The organism is Methanosarcina subterranea (assembly GCF_055385895.1).
This window is the reverse complement of record NZ_AP042426.1, coordinates 4,359,403-4,385,539: the sequence shown is the minus strand read 5'-3', so window position 1 is coordinate 4,385,539 and position 26,137 is coordinate 4,359,403. Positions and strand designations below refer to the sequence as shown.

22 protein-coding genes and 1 tRNA gene are annotated in these 26,137 nt (G+C 44.7%); 20 read left to right on the top strand and 3 right to left on the bottom strand.

Annotated elements, in window-relative coordinates:
* Positions 1-127 precede the first annotated feature (127 nt).
* Positions 128-1,234, bottom strand: coding sequence for a NosD domain-containing protein (locus tag ACZ5A8_RS19155; protein ID WP_464530949.1), 1,107 nt, complete (start codon positions 1,232-1,234; stop codon positions 128-130).
* A 508-nt stretch (positions 1,235-1,742) separates the two neighbouring features.
* Here ACZ5A8_RS19155 and ACZ5A8_RS19150 point away from each other — a divergent pair.
* The 4 genes from ACZ5A8_RS19150 to ACZ5A8_RS19135 all read left to right on the top strand — a co-directional run bounded on the left by ACZ5A8_RS19150 (position 1,743) and on the right by ACZ5A8_RS19135 (position 6,398).
* Positions 1,743-3,104, top strand: coding sequence for a Single-stranded DNA binding protein (locus ACZ5A8_RS19150; protein ID WP_464530948.1), 1,362 nt, complete (start codon positions 1,743-1,745; stop codon positions 3,102-3,104).
* On the top strand, positions 3,097-3,966 hold the full coding sequence (locus ACZ5A8_RS19145; protein WP_464530946.1) for an RPA family protein: 870 nt from the start codon (positions 3,097-3,099) through the stop codon (positions 3,964-3,966). Before ACZ5A8_RS19150 ends, ACZ5A8_RS19145 begins: the two co-directional genes overlap by 8 nt.
* Before the next feature lie 144 nt (positions 3,967-4,110).
* Positions 4,111-5,682 carry a phosphoglycerate dehydrogenase gene (serA, locus tag ACZ5A8_RS19140; protein ID WP_464530945.1) on the top strand — a complete coding sequence of 524 codons (1,572 nt, stop codon included), beginning with the start codon at positions 4,111-4,113 and terminating at the stop codon, positions 5,680-5,682.
* A 203-nt stretch (positions 5,683-5,885) separates the two neighbouring features.
* Complete coding sequence (locus ACZ5A8_RS19135; RefSeq protein WP_464530943.1) at positions 5,886-6,398, top strand: DUF2240 family protein; 513 nt, start codon at positions 5,886-5,888, stop codon at positions 6,396-6,398.
* Between the two features lie 209 nt (positions 6,399-6,607).
* Here ACZ5A8_RS19135 and ACZ5A8_RS19130 read toward each other — a convergent pair whose 3' ends face one another.
* Positions 6,608-8,239 (bottom strand): alpha-keto acid decarboxylase family protein, encoded by a 1,632-nt coding sequence (locus tag ACZ5A8_RS19130; protein WP_464530941.1) that lies wholly within the window; start codon positions 8,237-8,239, stop codon positions 6,608-6,610.
* A 784-nt stretch (positions 8,240-9,023) separates the two neighbouring features.
* Here ACZ5A8_RS19130 and ACZ5A8_RS19125 point away from each other — a divergent pair.
* The 14 genes from ACZ5A8_RS19125 (at position 9,024) to ACZ5A8_RS19060 (ending at position 21,210) form a co-directional block, all read left to right on the top strand.
* Entirely contained in the window at positions 9,024-9,404 is a 381-nt protein-coding gene (locus ACZ5A8_RS19125; protein ID WP_229392446.1) for a 50S ribosomal protein L18e, read from the top strand.
* A 9-nt stretch (positions 9,405-9,413) separates the two neighbouring features.
* Positions 9,414-9,836 (top strand): 50S ribosomal protein L13, encoded by a 423-nt coding sequence (locus tag ACZ5A8_RS19120; RefSeq protein WP_229392447.1) that lies wholly within the window; start codon positions 9,414-9,416, stop codon positions 9,834-9,836.
* A 13-nt stretch (positions 9,837-9,849) separates the two neighbouring features.
* Entirely contained in the window at positions 9,850-10,254 is a 405-nt protein-coding gene (locus tag ACZ5A8_RS19115; protein ID WP_322224999.1) for a 30S ribosomal protein S9, read from the top strand.
* Positions 10,255-10,262: 8 nt separating this feature from the next.
* Complete coding sequence (locus ACZ5A8_RS19110) at positions 10,263-10,451, top strand: DNA-directed RNA polymerase subunit N (RefSeq protein WP_048142146.1); 189 nt, start codon at positions 10,263-10,265, stop codon at positions 10,449-10,451.
* Positions 10,452-10,526: transfer RNA gene (locus tag ACZ5A8_RS19105), tRNA-Pro, on the top strand.
* 114 nt (positions 10,527-10,640) lie between these two features.
* Entirely contained in the window at positions 10,641-10,823 is a 183-nt protein-coding gene (locus ACZ5A8_RS19100) for a DNA-directed RNA polymerase subunit K (protein WP_229392449.1), read from the top strand.
* Between the two features lie 71 nt (positions 10,824-10,894).
* A complete protein-coding gene (gene rpsB, locus ACZ5A8_RS19095; protein WP_229392450.1) occupies positions 10,895-11,638 on the top strand; it encodes a 30S ribosomal protein S2 in 744 nt (247 codons plus the stop codon).
* Between the two features lie 68 nt (positions 11,639-11,706).
* Complete coding sequence (locus tag ACZ5A8_RS19090) at positions 11,707-12,510, top strand: MEMO1 family protein (RefSeq protein WP_464530939.1); 804 nt, start codon at positions 11,707-11,709, stop codon at positions 12,508-12,510.
* 245 nt (positions 12,511-12,755) lie between these two features.
* Positions 12,756-13,661, top strand: a complete 906-nt coding sequence (locus ACZ5A8_RS19085) for a mevalonate kinase (protein ID WP_464530938.1) — start codon at positions 12,756-12,758, stop codon at positions 13,659-13,661.
* A 318-nt stretch (positions 13,662-13,979) separates the two neighbouring features.
* Entirely contained in the window at positions 13,980-14,768 is a 789-nt protein-coding gene (locus ACZ5A8_RS19080) for an isopentenyl phosphate kinase (protein WP_464530936.1), read from the top strand.
* Positions 14,765-15,862: a type 2 isopentenyl-diphosphate Delta-isomerase gene (fni, locus tag ACZ5A8_RS19075; protein WP_464530935.1), complete on the top strand. Its 1,098-nt coding sequence runs from the start codon at positions 14,765-14,767 to the stop codon at positions 15,860-15,862. The genes ACZ5A8_RS19080 and fni overlap by 4 nt, the downstream gene beginning before the upstream one ends.
* Positions 15,863-16,150: 288 nt before the next feature.
* Positions 16,151-17,266: an RNA-guided endonuclease TnpB family protein gene (locus tag ACZ5A8_RS19070; protein WP_464530933.1), complete on the top strand. Its 1,116-nt coding sequence runs from the start codon at positions 16,151-16,153 to the stop codon at positions 17,264-17,266.
* A gap of 1,598 nt (positions 17,267-18,864) precedes the next feature.
* Complete coding sequence (locus ACZ5A8_RS19065; RefSeq protein WP_229390142.1) at positions 18,865-20,208, top strand: RNase J family beta-CASP ribonuclease; 1,344 nt, start codon at positions 18,865-18,867, stop codon at positions 20,206-20,208.
* 36 nt (positions 20,209-20,244) lie between these two features.
* Positions 20,245-21,210 (top strand): polyprenyl synthetase family protein, encoded by a 966-nt coding sequence (locus ACZ5A8_RS19060; protein ID WP_322225035.1) that lies wholly within the window; start codon positions 20,245-20,247, stop codon positions 21,208-21,210.
* Between the two features lie 327 nt (positions 21,211-21,537).
* Here the strand turns inward: ACZ5A8_RS19060 and ppdK are convergent, their stop codons facing one another.
* A complete protein-coding gene (ppdK, locus tag ACZ5A8_RS19055; RefSeq protein WP_464530932.1) occupies positions 21,538-24,201 on the bottom strand; it encodes a pyruvate, phosphate dikinase in 2,664 nt (887 codons plus the stop codon).
* A 460-nt stretch (positions 24,202-24,661) separates the two neighbouring features.
* Here ppdK and ACZ5A8_RS19050 point away from each other — a divergent pair, with 460 nt between their 5' ends.
* Together ACZ5A8_RS19050 and ACZ5A8_RS19045 are read left to right on the top strand one after the other, a co-directional pair.
* Positions 24,662-24,922 carry an H/ACA ribonucleoprotein complex subunit GAR1 gene (locus ACZ5A8_RS19050; RefSeq protein ID WP_229390140.1) on the top strand — a complete coding sequence of 87 codons (261 nt, stop codon included), beginning with the start codon at positions 24,662-24,664 and terminating at the stop codon, positions 24,920-24,922.
* A gap of 189 nt (positions 24,923-25,111) precedes the next feature.
* A complete protein-coding gene (locus ACZ5A8_RS19045; RefSeq protein ID WP_011020659.1) occupies positions 25,112-26,125 on the top strand; it encodes a transcription initiation factor IIB in 1,014 nt (337 codons plus the stop codon).
* Positions 26,126-26,137: the final 12 nt, after the last annotated feature.

Genomic DNA, 26,137 nt, shown 5'->3' with positions numbered 1-26,137 from the left:
ATTCAATATTAAAAAAACCAAATATAGTAAAATAAGTTCACGAGTAAAAAGAACGGCTCTAACTGGCCGTTCTTCTTATCTCTTTTTAATATTTAAGAGCTTTTTACTCCTTATTTTTCTCTTCTCTTCACTTTCTCCTCTTCAGTAAGTAAGCCGCTCCTGCTGCAAGAACCGTAAATCCGAGACCTGGTGCTGGAGCTCCGTTTTCTTCTTCAGGCTCAGTTTCGGGAGTTTCTTCTCCTTCAGTGGGTTCTGTTGCTTCTTCTGTTGCTTCTTCCAGAGGGGTTTCAGTCTCATTTCCTGCCTCTTCTCTGGCTGCCATGCCCTGTTCATAAGCTTCGGCATCTAATTTGTTATCGAGGGCTGTAATTGCACCCGGAACTCTCGGGAAAAGCGGGGAGTTATCGGACCCGCCTCCGGTTACGGAGTATGCGGAATCACATATCCCATTACTGTTTTCATCCACGCAGGTCTCGCTGTAACCTGTGCCTTCAAGGTCTGCCCAGAAATTCCCGCCTATAAAGGGACCGCGGACGAGGTTGATTTTTGTTGTGAGGGTGCTCTGCCAGGTGTTATCCGCGTTTACGGCGTTGTCTTCTACATTTTCGGCATTCTTGAAGTAATTGTTAAAGATAATGTTCCTGCTGCTTTCTTCAAGTGAGATCCCGGGTCCGTAATTATAAGCAACGAGATTGTCCTGGATTGTGTTTGAGTCTGAGCCTTCGAGCCTTATCCCGATTTCATTCAGGGTTATAATGTTGCCGTTTATGTTATTACTTCCCGCATCCTGCAGAAGAATCCCGTTTTCTGTGTTTCTGGCCCGGTTATTGTTGATATAACAGTAATTAGTTCCTGTCAGCAAAATCCCTGCTTTATCCGAATCTTCAACCCCAAATCCGCTGAAGGTTACCCGGGCAGCAGTTATTTCAACGGTACTTTCGGCAGGGTCGGCTGCCTTTACAATCGTATTCTCAGGGTTTCTCGAGTCAGACCAGATTCTCATCTCTCTGTCTATTTTGAGGTTTTCAACATAAGTTCCCTGGCTTACAAAAATAGTATCTCCGGCATTTGCGGCGTCTACTGCAGCCTGTATTGTGGTATAGCCTCCGTCTGCTGCAGGGTTCACCTGTAGATTTGCTGCAGAACCTGCAGAGCATGTGAATATGACTGCCAGCATAAATGTAGCTGTCGCTATTTTTAATACCTGTAAATCCCTTTCTTTTATACTTTCCATACTTAGTTCCCCTTTTACTCTTCTATTTCTTTCCGACTTTTTATTCGGTTCTATCTTTTTGGAAGCCGTTAATTTCTATTTTTCGGATTTTATCTGCTTTTCAGGAACGGATCTTATCTGTTTTTCTGGCACGAATCTTGTTTGTTTTTTCAAAGATAATTCTTTCAATATTTTGTCAGGGAAAAGATTTTGTCCTGAAGAGATATATCTTTGGGATCACAATTTCTGAACAATTGTCCTTTAAAAGTGATGTTTAAAAGATTAAATAATAGACTAAGATAAAAGAAAAGATTAACTGGGACGAAATTTGTTTAATCTAACCGTTAATGATTTTCTAATATCTTATTGCTATGAATCAAGTATCTGTCTATGTCAGGTACCGGAAATATAAAGTCCTGAACCCTGACTACCTATAAATGCCCGCAGTTGTAAATTACTGCAATCGTAAAGTAAACCTAAAACCCTTATATTTGAATTGTTTTATTATTGTCTCGAATGGAGGCTTAAAATGGATGAAAAAATTGCGCCCCATCTTGAAGAGCTAACCAGGGCGCTTGGAGATATTGAAAAGACTGGCATCCGTGCAGAATTCGACAAACTTCTTGCTTTTCGTGTCCCGCCGGAGGTTGCGAAGGAGAGCATACTCCGTAAGTTTGGTGGAAAAAGAAAAATTCTGAAGGTAAAAGACCTTTCAGCTGCCCTTAAGAATTTTGAAATAACAGGCAGAATCCTGGATATCGGGGAAAAGGCAATCCGCCCTCAGGAGGGAGTTAAGGAGGGCCCTTCAAAACTGTATACCGGGGTTCTTGCAGACGAAACGGGTTCAGTCGTGTTTTCTTCCTGGAAAGAACTGCCAGGCTCAGTTGGGGATGTAATCAATATCAGAAATGCCTATACTCGCCTCTGGCAGAACAGGATCAGGCTTTCCATAGGGGAACAATCTCTGGTATCTAAAGTTTCGGACTCTTCACTCCCCCAGCTTTCCGAGCTTTCCCAGAGCCCTGCAAAGAAACTGATTGGTGTAGGTGCTGCAGATTTCTCTATAGGCACCGTAGCCTGCATACTTCAACTCTCTCACAGGGAAGTCCTGGTCAGGGGCAGACAGTCAAAAGTGATTTCCGGCGTGCTTGGAGATGAGACTGCCAGATTGCCCTTTACTGCCTGGGTAGAACTTCCGGGCATTGATATAGGAAGCATAATCAGGATCGAAGGGGCTCAGATCCGCATGTTCAGAGGAATGCCTTCGATCAATATCCTCAGCAGTACTAAAGTCTCTTCAGTGGGGCCTGAAGAAGCTGAAAAGCTTGCTTTCACTTTCGAGTCCGTAGCAAAAGATCCTGCCCCCATGAAAATTGAAGAAATAGCCTCAAAAGACAGCATGTTCGATATAGCTGCCGCAGGCAATGTCGTTTCTGTCAGGCCGGGCTCAGGAATTATTTCCCGCTGTCCGGAGTGCAGCCGTGTGGTTCAGAAAGCTAACTGCAGGGTGCACGGCAAGGTGGAAGGAGTAAGAGACATGCGGATTAAGGCCGTACTGGATGACGGGACAGGGGCAATGTCAGTCATGTTTCCAAGGGAACTTGCAGAGACTATATATGGGAAAACTCTTGAGGAAGCCGAACAGCTCATGTTTTCCGATATTTCTAAAGATGCTGTCTATGAAGATCTGCGAAGGATCCTTACCGGCCGTTACCTGGCAGTACGCGGGAACTCTTCAAAAGGAGAATATGGGGTTTCTTTTGTTGCAGAAAGTGCCTGGGTGCCTGAAGATGACCTTGCTGTTAGAGTTGTCGAGTTGTTGCACAGGCTCGGGCCGGATGACGAGGATCACGTCTCAGAGGTCTCTGGAGGAGGAATAAATCTTGCTTAAAAGGGAAGTTGCAAAAAGGGTTTTTGCAAAGGAATTTGAAGCCTGCAGAGAGCTTGAGAAATCTACAAGGTCTGCATCCGAAGCAGCTGATTCGAAATCCCCAAATCTTCTTATCAGCCCTCTGGGGCTTATTCTCAACCGTGTCTTTATAGTTGGCGTGCTTACCGAACTCGACAGCATAGGTACGCAAAATGAAATGTGGAAAGCCCGGATAGTTGACCCTACGGGAGCCTTTACTGTATACGCAGGACAATTCCAGCCTGATGCTTCTATTTTCTTTTCAACGGTCCAGGTCCCTGCTTTCATAGCCCTTACCGGAAAGGCTAGAATTTACGAACCCGAACCAGGCTCGATTTTTATCTCTGTCCGGGCGGAAGAAGCAAACGTTGTAGATGAAGAAATCCGCAACAGATGGGTTGTGGATACTGCAGAACAGACCGTCGACAGGCTCGAGGCTTTTTCGGATGCCCTGGCAAGCGGGTACCGTGGAGAAACACTCAGGGAATACCTGCTTGAGAGGGGGGTTTCCGAAGAGCTTGCCGAAGGAGTTTCTATTGCCATTGAGAAGGAACGCGTTCCTCAGGTATTTGCAAAACAGCTCCGGGCCTCTATCAGGCAAGGGCTCAGAACTCTTAACTTTGAAGCCGAAGATACTACAGGTGCCAAAGCTGACCAGAAGGAATTCGTACTTGAACTGCTCAGGGAAATGAGTGGAGGCAAAGGAATTGATTACGCTGCTTTTGTAGATGCTGCAGTCTCAAGAGGTATTCCTGAAGAGGTCGTAGAAGAAGTCGTCCGTTCTCTCCTCGCAGGAGGGCAGTGTTACGAGCCTAGGATCGGGATTATAAGGCTTGTAGGTTAACGTGCGGAATGGGCTTTAACGATCAAAAATGGGGGAATTCGCCTCTAAAAACATGTGATAACGCTTAAGTGTGATTAAGTTGATTGGTATTCTTTGTTAAAATTTAGCATCTCACGTTTATCGTATTTATCTGGAGAAATTGACATGAAAGTATTGGTCAGCGACTCACTCTCCAATGAAGGTTTGGAGATTTTAAAAGAACATTTTAATGTTGACGTTTGCACCGGCCTCTCAGAAAACGAGCTGGTGGAAAAGATCGGGGCATACGATGCCCTTGTAATACGCAGTGGCACCCAGGTTACTCAGAGAGTTATCGAGGCTGCCGACAACCTGAAAATAATTGGAAGGGCAGGGGTCGGGGTCGACAATGTCGATGTGGATGCAGCCACAAAGAAAGGAATCATTGTGACCAACGCTCCTGAAGGAAATATGATTTCGGCAGCTGAGCACACAATTGCCATGATGATGTCGATGTCCAGGAATATCCCTCAGGCCAACGCTTCCCTGAAAGCCAGGGAATGGAAGCGCAACAAGTTCATGGGTATCGAGGTCAAAGGCAAGATCCTGGGAGTTATAGGACTTGGAAGAATAGGGTCTGAAGTCGCAAAGAGAGCCTCAGGGCTTGAAATGAACCTTATGGGCTATGATCCTTTCATCTCCGAGAAGCGGGCTATGGAACTCGGAGTCAAGCTGGCGACGGTTAACGAAATAGCAAAAGAGGCCGACTACATCACAGTGCACACCCCTCTTATCAAGGAGACCAGAAATATCCTTGATGATGAGCAGTTTGCCCTCATGAAACCTGGAGTCAAGATTCTTAACTGCGCACGCGGCGGCATTATCAGTGAAGAAGCCCTGATAAGAGCCCTTGAAAGCGGTAAGGTAGGAGGGGCAGCTCTGGACGTTTTTGTTGAAGAACCTCCTTTTGGCAGCCCTCTTCTTAACTTTGACAATGTTATCGTAACTCCTCACCTCGGTGCCTCCACGCAGGAAGCTCAGGTTAATGTTGCAATTGATATTGCCAAAGAAGTTGTTTCGGTCCTTACTGGCGGGCTTGCAAAGAACGCAATCAATATCCCATCCGTAAAGCCCGAAGCTATGGCAGTCCTTGCCCCTTACATCAGGCTCTCTGAAATCATGGGCAAAATTGCAGGTCAGCTTGTAGACGGCAACTACGAAAAGGTAGAGATCGCTTACAACGGGGAAATTTCCGGGAAAGATACAAGGCCTCTTACTGTCTCTGCTCTCAAAGGGCTGCTTGAGATGGCTGTCGGCTCCGGAGTAAATTACGTCAATGCTCCTATCCTTGCAAAGTCCAGAAAGATCGCAGTAGTGGAAAGCAAGTCCGAATCCGCAGAAGAGTATTCTTCAACTGTCAGTATCAGGCTAACCAGCGGAGAAATGGCTAAGCTGGTTGCCGGAACTGTTGTTGGAGACGAGCCTAAGATTGTTTCCGTTGATGATGATTGGGTAGATATCTTTCCTGCAGGCCGTATGATCTTTGCCAAGCACATTAACAAACCGAACGTTATCGGGCCATGTTGCATGGTTCTTGGTAAAAACAATATCAACATTTCAGGCATGCAGGTCGGAAGGTCAGAAGTCGGAGGTGTGACCATGATGATTCTTAATGTGGATACCGACGTCTCTGATGCAATCCTTGAAGAGGTCAGGCAAGTTCCCGGAATCATCAATGCAAAGCTTGTTACCCTCTGAATTCATTTCCAGTAAATTGCAGTAAAAGATATTCCAAAAATATTTCACTTCGGTACAGCTTAATCTGATTCTGTGCCGGAGATATTTACTTTTTCCAGGGATTTCTTGAAATGTGAAACTGCACCCGTGAAGGAAGCTTCACGCCTGTATGGATTATATGCTATACTGTCTTTCCCATTGCAGTTATTTTTCGAGGTTTGTGAATGGAAGAACTTAAACGTGTTGTTTCAGCTCCTTTTAAGAAAAATCTTACAGCTTCTCTTCCGGAAAAGGACTTTGAGTTTTCCCTTGCCTTTGACCTGAAATGGTTTTCCCCGAAGATTGCTTCTGAGGTAAAGGGCCGCGCCCTTGAAGCAGGCGTACTTTCCCTGAAAGATGGCGCACTTGTACTTGGTTTTGATGTTGAAAGTGTCCGGCTTCCCCACGCTTATAAGCCGCCAGAGGATTTTCTCGAATTCAAAGAGAAACCCGGAAAATCAGGGAACACAGGTCGCCACAAGGAAGAAATATCCTTTGAACAGATCCTTGACTTCGTTTCCGCGGATACGGGAATGAACAGGCAGAGGCTTGTTTCCGAAGTCAATTCCATGCAGGACCGGCTTTCTTATCTTGTGGACATCCGGATAGTGGCACTTATTGTGGCAAAGAAGTTCGGATGCAATATAGAAGGGGTACTTGGGAAGGTTTCCAGGGCTGTGCTTGGCTTCTCTTATTAACGGAATTACGCAGCTTTTCAAGTGGGATGGAAATAATAGTTGCGTTTGAGGTTGAATCGGATGTGACGCATCTTTATGAGACCGCAAGTGATGAATGGGATCGCAAGTGATGATCCGGATTATATCCGGCTTTATAACCCTTTCCGAAGCGGTTTAGATAAAAGTATGTCCGCAGGACACTTTCCGCAGGACACTTTGTTTGACAGGTTTCACAAATTGTTATGAATCGCCTCCATAATCGGGGGCGCCGATAACTCTGGAGAAACTATCTCTACATATGCGCCTGTTTTAGTATTATTCAGTTCTGTCATAATCTTATCCAGGTCGCCGCAGGTGATGGCCCTCCTCATTATCCAGCCATTACAGCCAAGTACCTCCGGTAATTTATGATATTGCCATTGTACCAGGTCGTTGTAATGATAATCTAACTTCTTGGATAGCATTCTTTCTATCAGGTAGCCTTGATTGTTCAGCACGAAAATAATAGGTTTTAGGCCATAGCGGTGAAACTGGGTGACCTCCTGAGCGGTCATCTGATGCGCCCCTTCTCCCGTTATAAGAATTACGCGCCGGTCCGGGGCAGCCAGTGCGGCACCAAAGGAAGCCGGAGTAGCCCAGCCTATCGCACCCCAGAGTGTCTGGTTATGGAACCTAGCTCCTTCAGGTAAGAATATTGGCAGTAAGCCGTAAAAGGATGTGCCTGAATCCACTAAGATGATATCGTCGGGCTTAAAAAATTTCGCGTAGCTCGCGTATAAATAATCAGCCATTATCGGGTTGCCAGCGCCTACCTCTGGCGATGTAGGAGATTTAGCCACAGGTCCCTTTACATCAGTACGCTTATGAAGTCTTTTAGCGAGTTCCTCCAGTACATCGAACATTTTTAGATTGGTGTAATCGGCATACCCTATATGGACATCAGAAGGTGTGATATTGATGATCCGGGATTTGTCAAGCTTTGCCGTGAACAAACCCATATTAACATCAAACAGGATAGTGCCTATGGCAAGTATGCAGTCGCAGGATTCCACGAATTCCCGAATTTCAGGATTTGCAAGCTGTCCGATATATAATCCCAGGTAGGAGGGGTTAGTCTCGTCGAGCACTGACTTATCCATCGCCATGGTCACATAAGGTAAGCCCGAAGCATTAACAACGGCAGTGGTCAAGTCCTTGAGTCCAAAACGGTCAACAAAGATACCTGGCATAATACAGGCTTTCTTTGCATTAGATAACTTGTTTATAATTGTCGAGATCACCTCTTCCAGTACCTCAGGATCGCTTTTGACGGGCGCGTTTACTGGCGCCGGGGAGGGTGAGATATTTTCATGCACATAGTTGTGAGGTATGGCGATGTACACAGGACGGCGATACTCCAGGGCTGCCGCGATAACACGCTCGACCTCGTGAATGCAGTTTTCCGGGGTAAGCATTGTTTTCGCACATACGACTGGTGTAGCCATTGTCATGAATGGGTCGAACTCTCCGTTTCCAAGCGTATGATGTACTATGGCATGTCTCTCCTGAATCGGCATATCCGGCATTCCTACAATGTGGAATACCAGATTGTGTTCCCCGTAAGAGCCTGCGATGCCGGATAGCGCGGATAGCTCACCTACCCCAAAGGTAGTAGACAGCGCTGACATGCCATTGATACGAGCATAACCATCGGCAGCATAAGAGGCGTTCAACTCATTGCAACAGCCGATCCAGCGCAGCTCCTTATCATCACAAATGGCATTATTGATAGGAAATGCATAGTCTCCTGGCACGCCGAAAATATCCCTGATGCCCAGCTGCTTTAATCGGTTTAGAAGATATTGAATAACTGTCTCAGGCATGATAATACCACCAAGTTCAGTTTGATTGTTTCATTTTTTTGGGCCATGCCCAGTATCCATCAATCCACAAAAATGTGATTATTGTGCGTATCAATACGAATTTTTGATATCTGCATTCAGAAACGTTTGCAGCAAACGAGCCTATGTCATTGGGCCCCTAAAAGTGATTGCTACACTCCAGGATGAGCAGCCCAGGCATCGCGCGGCCTTCTTTGCTTTGTGCCCCCACTAACCTTCAGCTTCCATTTTGGCATTTCCAAAGAAATCTAATATCCGTTTGGCGCCTGCTCACAGATCGAATACTAACTCGACTTGATATTGATAATTTCCCGAATATTGATAGTTCCCCGAGTATTATTATTATTATTATTATTATTATTATTATTATTATTATTATTATTATTATTCCTTTAATTATAAAAACAGGATTCCTCTTTCCTTTAATACATTCTCGGCTTTCTCAAATTGGTTTCAAAAGTCAGCTTTATCCGGTATGCCGTATGCCGCCCCTATAATCAGATGTGCCAGTGCAATTTTGATTCATGTAGCCTCTGAGATGTACAAGTTAATCGAGAATGAATAAACATTTTTAGGAACTATCAACGCACATAATCTTTATGTACTAGAAATGTTATTCACATCATACCAATCCGACTAATCGCTTGATCTTTAATTTGCTGCCTCGGGCTACTGAGCTAAGGCAGCTATGGCGATGTTCGAACGCGATAGGGAATTTTTTCCGCGTGAGTGAGATTTCCATAACAATCTTGCGGAGGAACATACATTGGGTAAAAAATCACTGGTAAAACTAACAAGAAAAACGAATCCAAGAATCGTTTCCCTGATTCTTACCCTGAAAGATAGGGCAAATGTAGATTCTGCCCCCATCTGGAAGGATATTGCGAAACGTCTTGAGGCGCCGTCCAGAAACTATGCGGCTGTGAATATAAGCAAGATCAACAGGCATACTGCTGAAGATGATGTCCTGCTTATCCCCGGAAAAGTACTGGGTGCAGGTCTCCTTGATCATCCTGTTACTGTTGCGGCTGTAACATTCAGCGAATCCGCAGTTGAAAGAATCACTGAAGCTGGCGGCAAGTGTCTGAGTCTCGAAGAGATCATGGAAGCAAATCCAAAAGGGTCCGGTATCCGGATTTTCCGCTGAGGTGACAAGATGACGGTTATCGATGCAAAAGGGCTTATTCTGGGGCGTCTTGCAAGTTCAGTTGCAAAACAGTTGCTTTCAGGAGACGAAAAGGTTTATATTATAAATGCCGAAAAAGCCATCATTTCTGGCTCAAAGGCAGCCACCCTTAGAGAGTACCGGGAGACCCGGGAAAGGGGTGCAACGGAATTCGGGCCTTACTTCCCGAAGCGTCCGGAACGCATCCTGAAGAGGACTATTCGTGGCATGCTGCCTTATAAAAGAGCAAGAGGTAGGGACGCAATGTCCAGGCTCAAAGTCTATGTAGGTGTCCCCTACGAACTTAAGGGCGCTGAAACAATCACTATCACAGATGCCGACAAGAGGCTTCTGAGTTCCAACAAGTACATGGAGCTTGGTGAAGTGAGCCAGAAAATGGGTTCAAAGTTCTAATGGGTGAGTCCTCATGGTCAAAGTAATTAATTCATCTGGAAAGCACAAGACTGCAACTGCACGCGCAACAGTCATGAAAGGTACCGGTAAGGTCAGGATCAACAAAATTCCGCTCGAGCTCTATACTCCTGAGCTTGCAATGATGAAAATCTCCGAGCCTCTGATGATTGCAGGAAACGATGTTGTTTCCGGGCTCGACATCAATGTTGATGTTCGGGGCGGCGGAATCGTTGGACAGGCTAACGCAGTAAGGACTGCAGTTGCCCGTGGTATTGTGGAATGGACAAATGACACAGCCATCAGAGACAACTTTGCAACCTACGACCGCAGTTTACTTGTAAGCGATTCCAGGCAGAAAGAATCCAAAAACTTTGGTGGGCCTGGAGCAAGGGCAAAATATCAGAAATCTTACAGGTAAGGACAGTTATGATCCCAGTCCGATGTTTCTCATGTGGAAAAGTAATCTCTAACTATTGGGATGAGTACAAAAGACGCGTCAATGACGGCGAAGACTCTGCTGCAGTACTGGATGATCTCGGGATCACCCGTTACTGCTGCCGCAGAATGTTCCTCAGTCATGTCGAACTTGTTGACGTGCTCTCACCGTACCAGTAAGGGACCGTAGGGTAGCTTGGTCCATCCTTCGGCGTTCGGGACGCCGGAACCTGAGTTCGAATCTCAGCGGTCCCATTTCCCTTTTTCAAGGGTACTGGTTGTCAGGTGTATGTACTAAATATATCAAATTTATCATGCTTCTCGATTATCGGAATTCATCGGAGCGTTTTTAAGTTTCAGGGTGATCTGTTGGTCAAGGAAAAGTATACCCGGTTCGAGCGTGCACGAATTATAGGTGCAAGAGCATTGCAGATAGCAATGGGGGCTCCTGTCCTGGTTGAAGATGACGGGCGGCTGGACCCCCTGGGTGTAGCCATTGAAGAGTTGAAGGCCGGAGTTATTCCTATAACGGTCAAACGTAAGAAAAGCTGAAAACGTAATGGGATACATTTCAGATGCTGAATGCGTTTTATTGTTGATTCTATATTTTATGAGGTGACTTTATGGAGGAAATTGAGCAGACAGGGCAGGAGGAAACCGGAGCACAGCCTTTGCCTGAAGAAAATATCGTGGCTGAAGCAAAACCTGCACCTGAAAAGGAAGCCGCAGTAAAGACCGAATCTGTACCTGTAGAATCGGAGGAAGAAGCAGCTTCTCCTAAAGAGGGATCCACATCCCTTGTGTCCATAGACGAATACCTGGCAGCAGGTGTTCACATAGGGACCCAGCAGAAGACTCAGGATATGATGCGTTTCGTATACAGAGTCAGAACTGACGGGTTATACGTACTTGATATCCAGTCAACAGACGAAAGGATCAGAGTTTCATCAAAACTGTTATCTCACTATGATCCTGCCAGAATTCTTGTAGTATCTTCCAGGCAGTACGGGCAGCACCCTGCAAGAATGTTCTCAAGGGCACTCGGCACAAGGGCAATGCTCGGAAGGTTTATTCCTGGTTCCCTTACAAACCCGCAGATACATGGTTTCTTCGAACCGGATGTTATAATTGTAACTGATCCGGCTGGAGATGCCCAGGTTCTTAAGGAAGCTTCAAGCATTGGAGTGCCTGTTGTAGCACTTTGTGACACTAACAACCTTACCTCAAATGTGGACCTCGTAATCCCAACCAACAACAAGGGTAGGAAAGCCCTTTCTCTTGTTTACTGGCTGCTTGCAAGGGAAGTATCCAGACTCAATGATACCCCCTTCAATTACGAGTTGCCCGATTTCGAAACTCCCCTCTGATTTCGAAATATCCGTCCTGCATACTGCAAGGGTTTATAAAAATTGCCCATATCTTATATTATGGGTGATTGGAAATGAGACAGCCAGCAGTTGCAGGGCAGTTCTATCCCCTGCGTTGTGAAAATCTGGAGAAAGAACTTAAACGATGTTTCGAAGGCCTGGAGATCAGGGAACGAGAAGTCCGGGGGGCTGTTTGCCCGCATGCCGGGTATATATATTCCGGGAAAGTGGCTGCACAAGCTTATGCAACCCTCCCTGAAGCCGATACCTATGTCCTTTTCGGTCCCAACCATACAGGCTATGGTTCGCCAGTATCAGTATCCAGGGAAACATGGAAAACTCCCCTGGGAAATATTGATGTTGATCTTGAACTTGCCGACGGATTTCTCGGGAGCATCGTTGATGCAGACGAACTCGGGCATAAATACGAGCACTCTATTGAAGTCCAGCTTCCTTTCCTTCAGTACCGCTTCGGACAGGGTTTTAAAATTCTTCCTATATGCATGGGTATGCAGGATGAAGAAACTGCAGTTGAGGTGGGAAACCTTGTTGCTAACCTTATTTCCGAAAGTGGAAAACGTGCGGTAATCATAGCATCCAGTGATTTTACTCACTATGAAACTGCAGAACACGCACAGGAAATAGATTCCGAAGTCATAGATGCTATTCTGAACTTCAATATTTCAGACATGTACGGTCGGCTCTATCAAAGAAATGCTTCAGTTTGCGGATACGGTCCCATTGCTGCAATGCTTTCGGCTTCTCAAAAAATCGGAGGATCCAAAGCCACTCTGCTCAAATACGCAAATAGTGGGGATGTTTCCGGAGATGTGAGTGCTGTTGTCGGATACGCTGCAATTATTGTAGAATAACATATTGTGAAGCAACAAATAAGTTTACGGAAAGTAAAGCAAATTTACGTAAAAGTAAAATACGTCTACGGAAAAATGAATAAATTTCTTTATGATTGTTCAGAAAACATCCGGGATAGAGTTCATGCAAGGATAGGTTTTTTTATACTATTTTTACTTTTACTCATAACCATCCTTCCGAGGATAAAGTTCATTACTTTACATGCTCAAATTCAACAAAAATTGGAAAACTTTTGAGGAATAATATGGTTTCATGTTCTGCGCCCGGGAAAATCTATCTTTTCGGAGAGCACGCGGTTGTTTATGGAGAAACTGCAATAGCATGTGCAGTAGAGTTGAGGACCCGGGTGCGGGTGGAGTTAAACGACTCCACAGTTATCCAATCGCAGATTGGCAGGACAGGGCTTGATTTTGAAAAACATCCCTATGTTTCTGCGGTTATAGAGAAAATGAGGGAATTTGTCCCCCTGAATGGCGTCTTTTTGACTGTCGATTCCGATATCCCTGTGGGCTCAGGGCTCGGGTCTTCCGCTGCGGTAACGATTGCAAGCATAGGCGCTCTCAACGAACTTTTTGGATGCGGTTTCTCCCTTGAAGAGATTGCAAAACTGGGGCACGATATTGAAATAAAGGTACAGGGCGCAGCAAGCCCTACGGATACATATGTTTCTACTTTCGGAGGTGTTGTCACTATCCCGGAGCGGAGAAAACTGAAGACTCCTGACTGTGGAATTGTGATCGGGGATACCGGAGTTTTTTCTTCTACAAAAGATCTTGTAGCAAATGTCAGGCAGCTTCGTCAGTGCTATCCTGAACTGATTGACCCCCTCATGGCTTCTATTGGCAAAATCTCCAGAATTGGGGAAACCCTTGTGCTCTCCGGAGATTATTCTTCGATTGGCAGGCTTATGAACGTAAACCAGGGTCTGCTTGATGCACTCGGAGTAAATATCCTTGAGCTTTCACAGCTGATCTATTCCGCAAGGGCAGCAGGAGCTTTCGGGGCAAAGATTACAGGAGCCGGAGGTGGCGGCTGTATGGTTGCACTCACAGCGCCGCAAAAATGCACTCAGGTAGCTGAAGCCATTGCAAGTGCAGGAGGCAAGGTTACAGTTACAAAACCCACGGAACAGGGGTTGAAAATTGACTGAGCCTTAAAGGATTTCGGAAAGTTTGCTTTTCTGCAAACAAAATCCCTGTACTGTAAACAGTCAAAAAGTTCCTGAATTTTTACGGATTTTTTCAAAAAAATGAGCCTGAAAACCTGATAGAGTATTTGATGATGACTATTTATTGCTAATAACTACTCACCAACAAGTACTCACCAACAACCACTCACCAACAATTACTCACCACCCACCATTAACTAGCTATCATTCCTGATTAACAACCATTAATGGTGTTAATATCTTCGCAAAATAATTCCTTAGACCGATTGAAAGTTATTTAATAAGGCGTCAAGTGATACGATGAATACTTCTACCGAACCTGTTATCCTTAAACTCGGAGGCAGCGCCATTACTGACAAAGGCGCATATGAAGGGATTGTAAAAGAGGCTGACCTTCTCAGGATTGCGCGGGAAGTTTCGGGCTTCAGGGGAAAAATGATTATTGTACATGGAGCCGGTTCTTTCGGGCATATCTACGCTAAAAAATACGGGCTTGACAGAACATTTGATCCTGAAGGGGCGATTGTAACCCATGAATCCGTAAAGAAACTTGCCTCAAAGGTAGTGGATGCCCTGAACAGTTTTGGAGTCCGGGCTATTGCTGTGCATCCTATGGGATGTACTGTTTGCAGAAACGGGAGGATAGAGAGCATGTACCTTGACAGCATAAAGCTCATGCTCGAAAAAGGTCTTGTCCCTGTACTGCACGGAGACGTTTCTATGGATATCGAACTCGGGACCTGTATCCTCTCGGGAGACCAGATCGTTCCCTATCTGGCAAAAGAACTCGGGATCACCAGACTCGGTCTGGGCTCTGCTGAAGATGGAGTGCTCGATAAGGACGGAAAGCCGATACCTGAGATTACTCCTGAAAACTTTGAGGAATTTCGGCACTTTATCGGAGGCTCCGGAAGTACCGACGTTACAGGTGGAATGCTCGGGAAGGTTCTGGAACTTCTGGAACTTAGCACAAATTCTAGTATCACTTCACATATATTCAATGCAGGAAAAGCGGATAACATTTACAGGTTCTTGAATGGGGAATCCATAGGGACCAGGATCAGTCCGGATAAAGGGTATGAAGCATGATCAATACTACCTCAAGGCGAAAGATAGAACATCTCAAGCTCTGCGCTGAAAGCCCGGTTGAAGCCAGAAGGGTCAGTGCGGGTTTTGGTGATGTGACCCTAATCCACAGGGCGCTTCCTGAATTAAACATGGACGAGATCGACCTTTCTGTGGACTTTCTTGGGAAAAGAATGCAAGCTCCATTTTTAATTGCGTCTATTACAGGAGGACACCCTGACACTATCCCTGTCAATGCTGCACTTGCAGCTGCAGCCGAAGAACTGGGGGTAGGAATCGGGGTCGGCAGCCAGAGGGCTGCTATTGATGACCCTGCTCAGGAAGACTCTTTCAGGATTGTCAGGGATGAGGCTCCGGATGCCTTTGTTTACGGAAATGTCGGTGCTGCCCAGATCCGCCAGTACGGGGTTGAAGGGGTAGAAAAACTCATTGAAATGATTGGTGCCGATGCCCTTGCCATCCATCTGAATTTCTTACAGGAAGCCATCCAGCCCGAAGGGGACAGGGATGCTACCGGCTGCCTGGATATGATCTCTGAAATCTGTTCTGCGGTCAAAACACCCGTGATTGTGAAAGAAACAGGGGCAGGCATCTCCAGGGAAGATGCTCTTCTTCTTCAAAAAGCCGGAGTCTCTGCAATTGATGTTGGGGGTGTGGGCGGTACAAGTTGGGCAGGAGTCGAGGTCTACAGGGCAAAAGAAAGCCGGGATTCAGTCTCCGAACGCCTCGGGGAGCTTTTCTGGGACTTCGGAATCCCTACTGTTGCCAGCTTAATTGAGTCAAGGGTTTCTCTCCCTCTTATTGCAACAGGTGGAATAAGGACCGGGCTTGATATTGCAAAATCCATTGCTATCGGAGCCAGTGTGGCAAGTGCAGCCCTACCTTTTGTGGGTCCCTCTCTTGAAGGAAAAGAATCAGTTGTCAGTGTTCTATCCCGTATGCTTGATGAGTTCAGAGCTGCAATGTTTCTTTGTGGCTGTGCAAACATCCAGGCTATGCATAACGCGCAGGTTGTTGTTACCGGATGGACACTTGAATATCTTGGGCAGCGCGGTTTTAATGTAAAAGACTATTCTTTACCCAAAAACGCACTCTAATTTAAGGAAGAGGGGTCGTAACTCTCCCATTCTTCCCTTCCATCCTTCACCTGCCTGACTAGCATATTACAGGTTGCGATTACGGATTTATCTCGTAAGGCGAGAAGACCCCCTCCTCAGGAGATCCGGTTTACCGGATCGAACAGGTGGGGGATGGAAGCCGTCAACTTCCAGATATTATATCGATAGTAAATCTGTTAATCTTAACATAGTTTCAAAACATATATAATGCCAATGAAACGAGGAAACCGATACAGGATTTACCCTAACAAAGAACAAAAAGTTCTTATGGAAAAACACTTCGGTAGTACTCGGTTCGTCTATAACAAACTTCTAAATATTAAATCTACATTATATAGAAAGTGTAGAATAAGTATTTCTGAATTTGATCTTAATAATCACTTGTTAGTTCTAAAAGAAATATATCCCTGGCTAAAAGAGATTAACGCCGGGGCACTTCAGCAAGCAAGCCGAAATCTAAATAAAGCTTTCACAAACTTTTTCAATTTCGGATTCGGTTATCCTCAAAGAAAAAGCAAAAAGGATCATCATTTTTCTTTCCAGCTTCCACAACATTATGATCTTAATGTAGAAAAGTTAGAAATTAAGTTGCCTAAATTCGGTTGGATAAAAGTTAAGATGCACAGAGACATTTTTCAAGGAAAGATGAAAACATTAACAGTATCGAGAACTCCTACTGGAAAATACTATATAAGCGTCTTAACGGATGATGGAATAGAACTACCAGAACCCGAACCTTTTTCTCATGCTACTCTCATCGGAGTAGACGTAGGACTCAAAACATTTGCTGCACTATCAACAGGAGAGAAAATTGATAATCCTAAATTCCTGAAGAATTCTCTTGAAAGGCTGAAGTGTTTGCAGAGGAGAGTTTCGGGAAAAGTAATCGGTTCTAAAAACAGAAGAAAGGCAGTATATAAGCTTGCTAAACTGCACGAACTAATCTCAACTCAAAGACATGACTTCCAACACAATGTCTCAAAAAAGCTCATAAGCAACAACCAAGCGATAGCTATTGAGACATTGAATATCAAGGGAATGATGAAAAACCACAATCGTGCTCAATCAACCGGAGATGCAGGTTGGTATAGTTTTGTCCTGAAATTACAGTATAAAGCAGAATGGTTAGGAAAAACTATATTGAAGATAGGGCAATGGGAACCTTCATCAAAGACCTGTAATGTTTGTGGATACAAATATCAAGATCTAACTGAAGAAATAAGAGAGTGGCAGTGTCCCGATTGCGGAACTAACCACGATCGAGACATTAATGCCGCTATTAACATCAAAAAATTTGCACTCCTGGGACAAGAGGTAGAGCCTGTGGACTCGCAGAGGTTGCTCTGGAGAATGAAGCAGGAAGCACCTTCCTCAAAAGCTTGAGCCATTAGGCCAGAGCTTTAGGGAGGGGTAGTTCACTTGATTCCAGATCTATTAGACTACGAATTTTTTCCATGACAATATTTATACGTAAAACGGAAGTAATGTCTCAAAAGAAAATAGTTAATGTTAGTTAATACTAATCTGAAAAATGTTGTATCTCTGAACTCTTAATCAGGGAAAAAGTAATTAGCTATGTTTCCCTTTAGGTGTACTGTAAGGGTAAAAGATACCGTTTATTAATAAACTGCATAGAATTCCAGAGTTATTATGAGTAGATCTGGAACGCTGGAAGCAGTTTAACCGGGTTTACAGAGCCGTAATACATGTCCTTTAACAGGACAACCTTCACAAAACAGCTTTCACAAAACAAATATCTTAAGTGACAAATTGGCAGAGAAACTATCAGTTTCTGGCTCTCAGCCTGCTGGCTATCAATCTTGCTGGTTATCAGTTCACTGTAACACCGTGAAATAGAGAGTTAATTTTTCCGGTAATTCAGATAAGTATAACTACCAGAATAGGATTTAGTAGAATAGAACTCGATATCTAATTATCTTTATAATCATAGAAGAAATTAGCAACTTAAGATCATTAATTCAGGAATCAATTCTTTGAATTACTCATGAAATTATCAGTTTAGAGATCAATTTCCTGGGATAAAGACAACCTATACGTTAATTGGAGTTAGTATCCCCTGGAATTCACTCTTTAAAATCTTCAATTCGGGAACAATCCCAGAGATTGGTTATTTAAAATCTTTATTTAAGATCAGTTTCTTTAAATCATTTATTTAAGTTATTTATGTGGTATTTAAGTCATTTATGTAATTGTTAAATTAAAAATTACTGATCAGGTTCATTAAATCAGGAATTGTTCATAAGATCAACTGGAATAAGGGACCAATCATAAATTATTCCGGTAAGTATTAAGGTAGGTTCCATGCTGAATCAGCTAGAACGGAAAACACTGGAATAAAGGAATAAGTCAAGGCATGGAGTATGAAGATAAATCATTAAAATATGGAAAAATAGGTTATTGGAATAGGAAATAGGTTAGAATAGTTTACTGAAATATATAGGAAACAGGTTAGAATAGTTTACTGAAATATAGGAAAGAGTTTAGTTAAGTCATTTAAAAGTAGAAGCTTACCCGAATTTAAAGTCTGTTTGGAAACAAGCTTTTTGAGAAATAGCTGTGACTAAGGAAGAATACTGAAAGTGTCTGTAGATCAAGCTCGGTTCCGGAATTCTCTAGATAGGTCGGAGAGCCCTTTGGAAATTTGTATTATATGAAAACAGGGTTAGAGTTAGTTTCCGGAAATTTCGGCAGGTCAAAATATTTGTATAATGAAACAAATATATATTTAAAGTTGTATTCTTCTTCCAGGAACTGCAGCCTGGTGCATTTCATCCAGGAGGGGACTTCTTTCAGGGTGTAAGAACTAGCTTTTAGAAGTGGCTTTTCTAAAGACGATCCTATAGTTCTCTATTATAGTTCCACATTCATGGTCATTGATTCAAGACCGTCACCTGATTCTTTTTGAGGTTTCGGTTTCACAAGGATAAAAAAGTAAAAAACTAAATAAGAGGTTAAAAAATATGACTGAAATAGGCATTGTTGCAGTCGGCGGATATAACGAAATGGGCCGCAATATGACTGCTGTTATTATAGGTGAAGATATTGTTATTCTGGATATGGGTCTCAGGCTTGACCGGGTTCAAATTCATGAAGATGTTGAAATTGATAAGATGCATTCTCTTGAACTGATCGAGATGGGTGCAATTCCTGATGATACTATTATGAAAGAAATCAACGGGACTGTCAGGGCAATTGTCTGTACTCACGGACACCTTGACCACATTGGTGCGATTCCAAAACTCGCCCACAGGTACAATGCTCCTATACTTGCCACTCCCTATACCGCAGCTATCATCAAACAGCAGATAGAGTCCGAGCGCAAGTTCGAGGTCTGCAACAGAGTTATTCCTTTGCAGGCAGGCGGGACCTACCAGGTTACTGAAGACATTTCTATAGAATTCATAAGGGTTCAGCACAGTATCATTGATTGTGTACTTGCAGCTGTGCACACTCCTGCAGGAGCGGTCCTCTATGCCTGTGATTTCAAGCTGGACAGGACTCCGACAATGGGTGAGGCTCCTGACTTTGAGCGCTTCAAATCCCTCGGAAAGGAAGGGGTCATTGCAATGATTACAGAAAGCACGAATTCAGGGCGCTCAGGAAAGACTCCTTCAGAACAGATCGCAAAGGATATGGTTAGGGATGTATTGCTCGGGACAGAAGAGTCCGATGTGGGCATGATCGTTACGACTTTTGCCTCTCACATTGCCAGGCTCAAAGCGATTATCGAGGCTGCCGAGGAAATGGGCAGAATTCCTGTGCTTCTGGGGCGGTCCATGGAACGTTACGTGACTGCAGCCAGGGATGTCGGTTATCTTGAACTGCCCTCCAATGTGGAGATTTATGGCATGAGAAAAGATGTCGACAGGGCATTCAAGCGCATAATGCAGGAAGGCAAGAATAAATATCTGCCTATTGTTACAGGGCACCAGGGAGAGCCAGGTTCCATTCTCGTGCGGATTGCAAATGGGGAAACTCCTTACGCAATTGAGCCCGGAGACAAGATCATTTTCTCAGCAAATGTGATCCCGAGCCCGTTAACTCAGGCAAACCGCTATGCCCTTGAGACCAAACTCAGGATGAAGGGCGGGAGGATCTATGACGATGTCCACGTATCAGGGCACGCGTACAGAGAAGATCACTGGGAACTTCTGCGCATGGTAAATCCCGAGCATGTAATTCCTGCCCATGGGAATATGGAAATGCACGGACATTACATAGAGATGGCGGAAGATGCGGGGTATGTACTCGGAGACACCGTACACCTTCTGAGAAACGGCGAAGTGTTATATATAGAAGAGTAACTCTATAATGAAAAACCCCATATTCTCGTGATGCTTATGACGCTTATTGATGAGATCAAAAAAAGAAGTTCCCATGTTGATGCTGCAATTGACGAACTGCTTCCAGTAACCCGCCCGGAGGAGCTGTACAAAGCTTCTCGTTATCTGGTGGACGCCGGTGGAAAGCGCCTTCGTCCGGCAGTCCTCATTCTGGCAGCAGAAGCTGTCGGCTCCGATCTCAAGTCCGTTTTGCCTGCAGCAGTGGCCGTGGAACTTGTACATAATTTTACCCTGATCCATGATGACATAATGGACAAAGATGATATCCGCAGAGGAATGCCTGCAGTCCATGTGAAATGGGGTGAAGCCGGAGCAATTCTTGCCGGCGACACTCTTTATTCTAAAGCCTTCGAAATTCTGTCAAAAGTCGAAAATGAGCCTGTCAGGATTTTAAAGTGTATGGATGTCCTCTCAAAGACCTGTACCGAAATTTGTGAAGGCCAGTGGCTTGACATGGACTTCGAAACAAGAGAAAGAGTTACGGAACTTGAGTATATCGAGATGGTGGAAAAAAAGACCTCTGTCCTTTATGCAGCCGCAGCCAAAATCGGAGCCCTTTTAGGAGGGGCATCTGACGAGACTGCCGAGGCTTTATCCGAGTATGGACGCCTTATAGGAATCGGTTTCCAGATGTACGATGACGTCCTTGACATGATCTCCCCCGAGGAAGTGCTCGGAAAAGTAAGGGGAAGCGACCTCATGGAAGGGAAGCATACCCTTATCGTCATTGACGCTTTCGGGAAAGGCGTGAAACTGGATATCTTCGGAAGAGGGGAAGCCACTCTCAAAGAAACTGAGGCTGCCGTCCTAACTCTTACAGAATGTGGGTCCCTTGATTACGTAAGGAACCTTGCAATCTCATACATCAATGAAGGCAAGGCAAAACTGGATGTCCTCAAAGACTGTCCCGAAAAGGACCTTCTTCTCCAGATTGCCGACTATATGATCGCAAGGGAATACTGAAGATGAGCTGATTCTGGCTCATCAAACTTTCCATTTCCAGATTTTTTGGTTTTTTTTTCCTGATGTTTTGTTTTTTCCTGTTTTTCTTTTGTCGGTGCATATACTTTTTGATTAATTCAAATACCTTTTAATGAGCATATGGTAAAAAAGTATCAGTACTTTCATTTTTGTTCCTGTAATTCTTAGAATATCGTGTTTGTTTTATGTGAAAATAAAACATTTTTCGGGTTTGGAAGATTGGAAACGGGTAGATTTTCTACGCTCTTGGGAGTAATTTTTCAAAAAAGAAGGTTGGAGGCAGGATGTGGTCCTGCCAGAATTCAAATTTCAGGTTCTTTTATTTTTTGCGTCTCTGATTTCCATTGTGCTCTGCGCAGCTACAAGCCTTGCGATAGGAACTCTGTAAGGGGAGCAACTTACATAATCGATGCCTATCTGATGCGCGAAGGTGATGGATTTCGGTTCGCCGCCATGTTCTCCGCAGATTCCTATCTTGAGCTCGGGTTTGACGGAGCGTCCTTTTCCGATTCCGATCTTCATCAGCTCGCCAACGCCTTCCTGGTCCAGGACTGCGAAGGGATCATGTTCAAGGATGCCTGCCTTCTGGTAGATGGGCACGAATTTGGATACGTCGTCCCTGCTGAACCCGAAGGTTGTCTGGGTAAGGTCGTTTGTCCCGAAGGAGAAAAAGTCAGCTTCCTTTGCAATTTGGTCTGCGACAATTGTGGCTCTGGGCAATTCGATCATTGTTCCTACTTTGTAGTCGATTTTCATGCCTTTTTCAGCCATTACTGTTTCTGCCGTCTTACAAACTTCCTCTTTAGAAAGGGAGAGTTCTTTTACGAGGCCCACAAGCGGGATCATGATTTCAGGGACAATTTCCATTCCTTCAGCTGTAAGCTCACAGGCTGCTTCCATTATTGCCCGCACCTGCATGTTGTAGATTTCAGGATAGGTAATACCGAGCCTGCAGCCCCTGTGCCCGAGCATGGGGTTGAGTTCCTTAAGGGAAACTACGCGCTGGATGACTTTTTTCACCTCATCGATCTTCCCGCAGTCCCCGGAGGTTTCGAGTTCCCTGAGTTTTTCGTCGAGCTCTTCTTTATCAGGAAGGAACTCGTGCAGAGGAGGGTCGAGGAGCCTGATGGTTACAGGAAGGCCTTCCATGCTGCGGAAGATTCCGATGAAGTCTTCTTTCTGCATGGGGAGCAACCTTTTGAGGGCTTTCTTCCTTGTCTTTTCATCTTCGGCCATGATCATTTCCCTTACTGCGGGGATCCTGTCTTCACCGAAGAACATGTGCTCTGTCCTGCAAAGCCCGATACCTTCTGCACCGAGTTCGCGGGCAAGGGCTGCATCAGCCGGGTTATCGGCGTTTGTCCTTACTCCGAGAGTCCTTATTTCGTCAGCCCAGATGAGAAGCTTTCTCAGGTCGTAATTTATCTCTGCATCAATCAAGTCTACTTTCCCGATAATGACGCTCCCGATGCTTCCATCAATCGTGATAAATTCATGCTCTTTAATGGTGAAGCCATTTACCATAAAATGGGCGTTCTTCATATCGATTGAGATTTCTCCGCAACCAACGACACAGGGTTTGCCCATGCCTCTTCCAACCACTGCAGCATGAGAGGTCATCCCTCCGCGCACGGTAAGGACTCCCTGTGCAGCTGCCATGCCTCCAATGTCTTCAGGTGAGGTCTCGGTACGGACAAGAATTGTCTTTTCGCCTATCTCTGCCATCTCTTCAGCAGCTTCGGCAGTAAAGACCACCTTTCCGACAGCGGCTCCGGGTGATGCCGGAAGCCCCTTTGCAATTACTTCAAGCTTTGCTTCCGGGTCAATCCTCGGGTGCAGGAGCAGGTCAATGTGTTCTGCTTTAACTCTGTTTACTGCAGTTTCTTTGTCTATGAGCCCTTCTGCCACCATATCGGTTGCGATCTTCACGGCTGCGGCAGCTGTGCGCTTTCCGGTCCTGGTCTGCAGCATGTAGAGTTTCCCTTCCTGAATGGTAAACTCTATATCCTGCATGTCTGTAAAGTGGGATTCAAGTCTCTGGCAGATGTCCACAAGCTGGGCATAGGCTTCCGGGATTTTGTCTCCGAGTGTATTAATAAAGTCCGGTGTCCTTATCCCGGCAACAACATCTTCGCCCTGTGCGTTGATGAGGTATTCCCCAAAGAACTTTTTTTCGCCTGTAGAAGGATTTCTTGTAAAAGCAACACCTGTACCTGAAGTGTTTCCTCTGTTCCCATAGACCATGGTCTGCACATTAACAGCTGTGCCCCAGCTGTCATCAATGCCGTTGAGCTTCCTGTAGGTAATGGCCCTCTGGTTATTCCATGAATCAAAAACAGCGTTAATTGCCATCTGAAGCTGAACTTTAGGGTCCTGAGGGAACTCAAATCCTTTTTCGAGTTTGATTACTCCTTTAAATCTTTCTGCCAATTCTTTCAATGCTTTTGAATCAAGGTCGGTGTCGGACTTAACCCCCAGTTCTTTCTTCTTGTCCTCGATTAAGGAATCGAATTTTCTGAATTCAATTCCAAGAACCACGTCCCCAAACATGGCGATAAATCTTCGGTAGCAGTCATAAGCGAACCTTTCATCATTGACTTTTTTTGCGAGTCCTATAACTGATTTGTCCGTAAGTCCAAGATTCAGAACTGTGTCCATCATCCCCGGCATGGACACTCTGGCTCCAGATCTTACAGAGACTAGCAACGGATCTTCGGGATCTCCCAGCCTTTTGCCATTTAAGGCTTCCAGCTTATCGATTGCTTCTTTTTCCTGCCTGAGTACTTCTTCTGGATATTTATTTTCCTTAAGATAAAGTACACAAACTTCGGTTGTTATTGTAAAGCCAGGTGGTACGGGAACTCCGAGATTTGCCATCTCGGCAAGGTTTGCACCCTTACCTCCAAGCAGGTCTTTCATACTACTCTTACCATCAGTTACATCCTTTCCAAAAAAATATACGAACTTAGACAATGATTCTCCTCCCTGGAACGAGATCATTAATCGGAGTTAGAGTCTGGATATTTTCCAGACCTATGATCTTCATTAATCGGAGTTAGAGTCTGGATATTTCCCAGACTTATAGTCTTCATTAATCGGAGTTAGAGTCTGGATATTTCCCAGACCTATAGTCTTCATTATTCGGAGTTAAAGTTCTGAATATTCCTAGACTTAGGGTCTGATTGTTGCCAACAATGTCTATTTAATATATAAGCTTGTGGTTCTCCCCTCCTGTATCTTATACTTTACTCTTTCAATTTAGTTGGGATCAATGTATAATATAGGTCTTGCGATATACTTATATATGATGAACGTAGACTACATATGCTTTTCAGTCTACAATATATATTCTTATTTGGGACTGACAGTTTAATCCACTCGAAGCCGGGGTATTTCTGCCCTGTGCATAGAGGAATAACTATTCGTGGCTGATATGAAACGACTCGGTACCGTGCTGCACAGGTCAGGTCTAAGAAACCTGATAATTAGAGGGGATGAAGTAAAACCCGATAACGTCTCAGGTAGTGTTCCAAAGCTGAATTCGGTTGTCGTTGATAAGGCTCTGAACCGGATTGGTACAATTGCCAGTGTCTTTGGACCTGTAAACCATCCATATTTTTTAGTGAAGGGCTTTAAGCAAATTCCTGGTTCGGAAACTCGGGCTCTCGTCAATGAAAGAGTCTATATTCGGTGAGATCTCTGACATTCGATGAAGGTTTTAATCCTTTATTATGGTTTAGCTTTAACCGGTTTATAATCTTTTTGCTAGTTATAGCCGCAAGTTTTCTTCTCCCTTCTTTTATATATATACTGTAATTTATAAGGTGCAGGTTTGAGATTCAGGAATAGACATAGGTCATATTAATTTGTAAGGTGATATAATATGGTAGAAGTCGAAAGGGTTCGCTATTCGGACACTCTTGAAAGAGAAAAAATACGTGCCATGATTAAAGCTCGCAAAGAAAAACAAAAGGAGCAAAGTTTTGAGAACGAAAAGGCCGTGTGTCCAGAATGCGGTAGCAGAAACCTAGTTCACGACTATGAGAGAGCAGAGCTCGTGTGTGGGGACTGCGGACTTGTCATTGACGCCGACTTTGTGGATGAAGGACCGGAATGGCGAGCTTTCGATCACGATCAACGCATGAAGCGTTCCCGTGTGGGTGCGCCAATGACGTATACAATCCACGACAAAGGGCTTTCCACAATGATTGACTGGAGGAACCGTGATTCTTACGGAAAGTCTATCTCTTCCAAAAACCGTGCTCAGCTCTACCGTTTAAGAAAATGGCAGCGTAGAATCCGTGTAAGCAACGCAACTGAAAGAAACCTGGCTTTTGCTCTTTCCGAACTGGATAGAATGGCTTCAGCTCTCGGTCTCCCGAGGACTGTCAGGGAAACAGCGGCAGTCGTCTACAGAAAAGCTGTGGACAAGAACCTTATCCGCGGCCGGAGCATTGAAGGCGTAGCCGCAGCAGCCCTGTATGCAGCCTGCCGCCAGTGCAGTGTCCCGAGGACACTTGATGAGATCGAAGAGGTTTCCAGGGTAAGCAGGAAAGAAATCGGAAGGACTTACCGTTTCATTTCCAGAGAACTTGCCTTAAAGCTCATGCCAACTTCCCCTATCGACTATGTCCCGAGGTTCTGCTCCGGGCTTAACCTGAAAGGAGAAGTCCAGTCAAAAAGTGTTGAGATCCTCAGGCAGGCCTCAGAAAAAGAACTCACAAGCGGAAGGGGCCCCACAGGAGTTGCTGCAGCTGCAATTTATATTGCATCCATTCTCTGCGGGGAGCGGAGGACTCAGCGGGAAGTTGCAGACGTTGCCGGGGTTACGGAAGTTACCATCAGGAACAGGTATAAGGAGCTTGCAGAAGAACTGGATATCGAGATCATTCTCTAAACTCCTCTTCTT

Coding starts and splice junctions, on each gene's coding strand:
- ACZ5A8_RS19155 (WP_464530949.1), bottom strand. CDS start 1,234: ATGGAAAGTATAAAAGAAAGGGATTTACAGGTATTAAAAATAGCGACA.
- ACZ5A8_RS19150 (WP_464530948.1), top strand. CDS start 1,743: ATGGATGAAAAAATTGCGCCCCATCTTGAAGAGCTAACCAGGGCGCTT.
- serA (WP_464530945.1), top strand. CDS start 4,111: ATGAAAGTATTGGTCAGCGACTCACTCTCCAATGAAGGTTTGGAGATT.
- ACZ5A8_RS19135 (WP_464530943.1), top strand. CDS start 5,886: ATGGAAGAACTTAAACGTGTTGTTTCAGCTCCTTTTAAGAAAAATCTT.
- ACZ5A8_RS19130 (WP_464530941.1), bottom strand. CDS start 8,239: ATGCCTGAGACAGTTATTCAATATCTTCTAAACCGATTAAAGCAGCTG.
- ACZ5A8_RS19120 (WP_229392447.1), top strand. CDS start 9,414: ATGACGGTTATCGATGCAAAAGGGCTTATTCTGGGGCGTCTTGCAAGT.
- ACZ5A8_RS19115 (WP_322224999.1), top strand. CDS start 9,850: ATGGTCAAAGTAATTAATTCATCTGGAAAGCACAAGACTGCAACTGCA.
- ACZ5A8_RS19110 (WP_048142146.1), top strand. CDS start 10,263: ATGATCCCAGTCCGATGTTTCTCATGTGGAAAAGTAATCTCTAACTAT.
- rpsB (WP_229392450.1), top strand. CDS start 10,895: ATGGAGGAAATTGAGCAGACAGGGCAGGAGGAAACCGGAGCACAGCCT.
- ACZ5A8_RS19085 (WP_464530938.1), top strand. CDS start 12,756: ATGGTTTCATGTTCTGCGCCCGGGAAAATCTATCTTTTCGGAGAGCAC.
- ACZ5A8_RS19080 (WP_464530936.1), top strand. CDS start 13,980: ATGAATACTTCTACCGAACCTGTTATCCTTAAACTCGGAGGCAGCGCC.
- fni (WP_464530935.1), top strand. CDS start 14,765: ATGATCAATACTACCTCAAGGCGAAAGATAGAACATCTCAAGCTCTGC.
- ACZ5A8_RS19070 (WP_464530933.1), top strand. CDS start 16,151: ATGGAAAAACACTTCGGTAGTACTCGGTTCGTCTATAACAAACTTCTA.
- ACZ5A8_RS19065 (WP_229390142.1), top strand. CDS start 18,865: ATGACTGAAATAGGCATTGTTGCAGTCGGCGGATATAACGAAATGGGC.
- ACZ5A8_RS19060 (WP_322225035.1), top strand. CDS start 20,245: ATGACGCTTATTGATGAGATCAAAAAAAGAAGTTCCCATGTTGATGCT.
- ACZ5A8_RS19050 (WP_229390140.1), top strand. CDS start 24,662: ATGAAACGACTCGGTACCGTGCTGCACAGGTCAGGTCTAAGAAACCTG.
- ACZ5A8_RS19045 (WP_011020659.1), top strand. CDS start 25,112: ATGGTAGAAGTCGAAAGGGTTCGCTATTCGGACACTCTTGAAAGAGAA.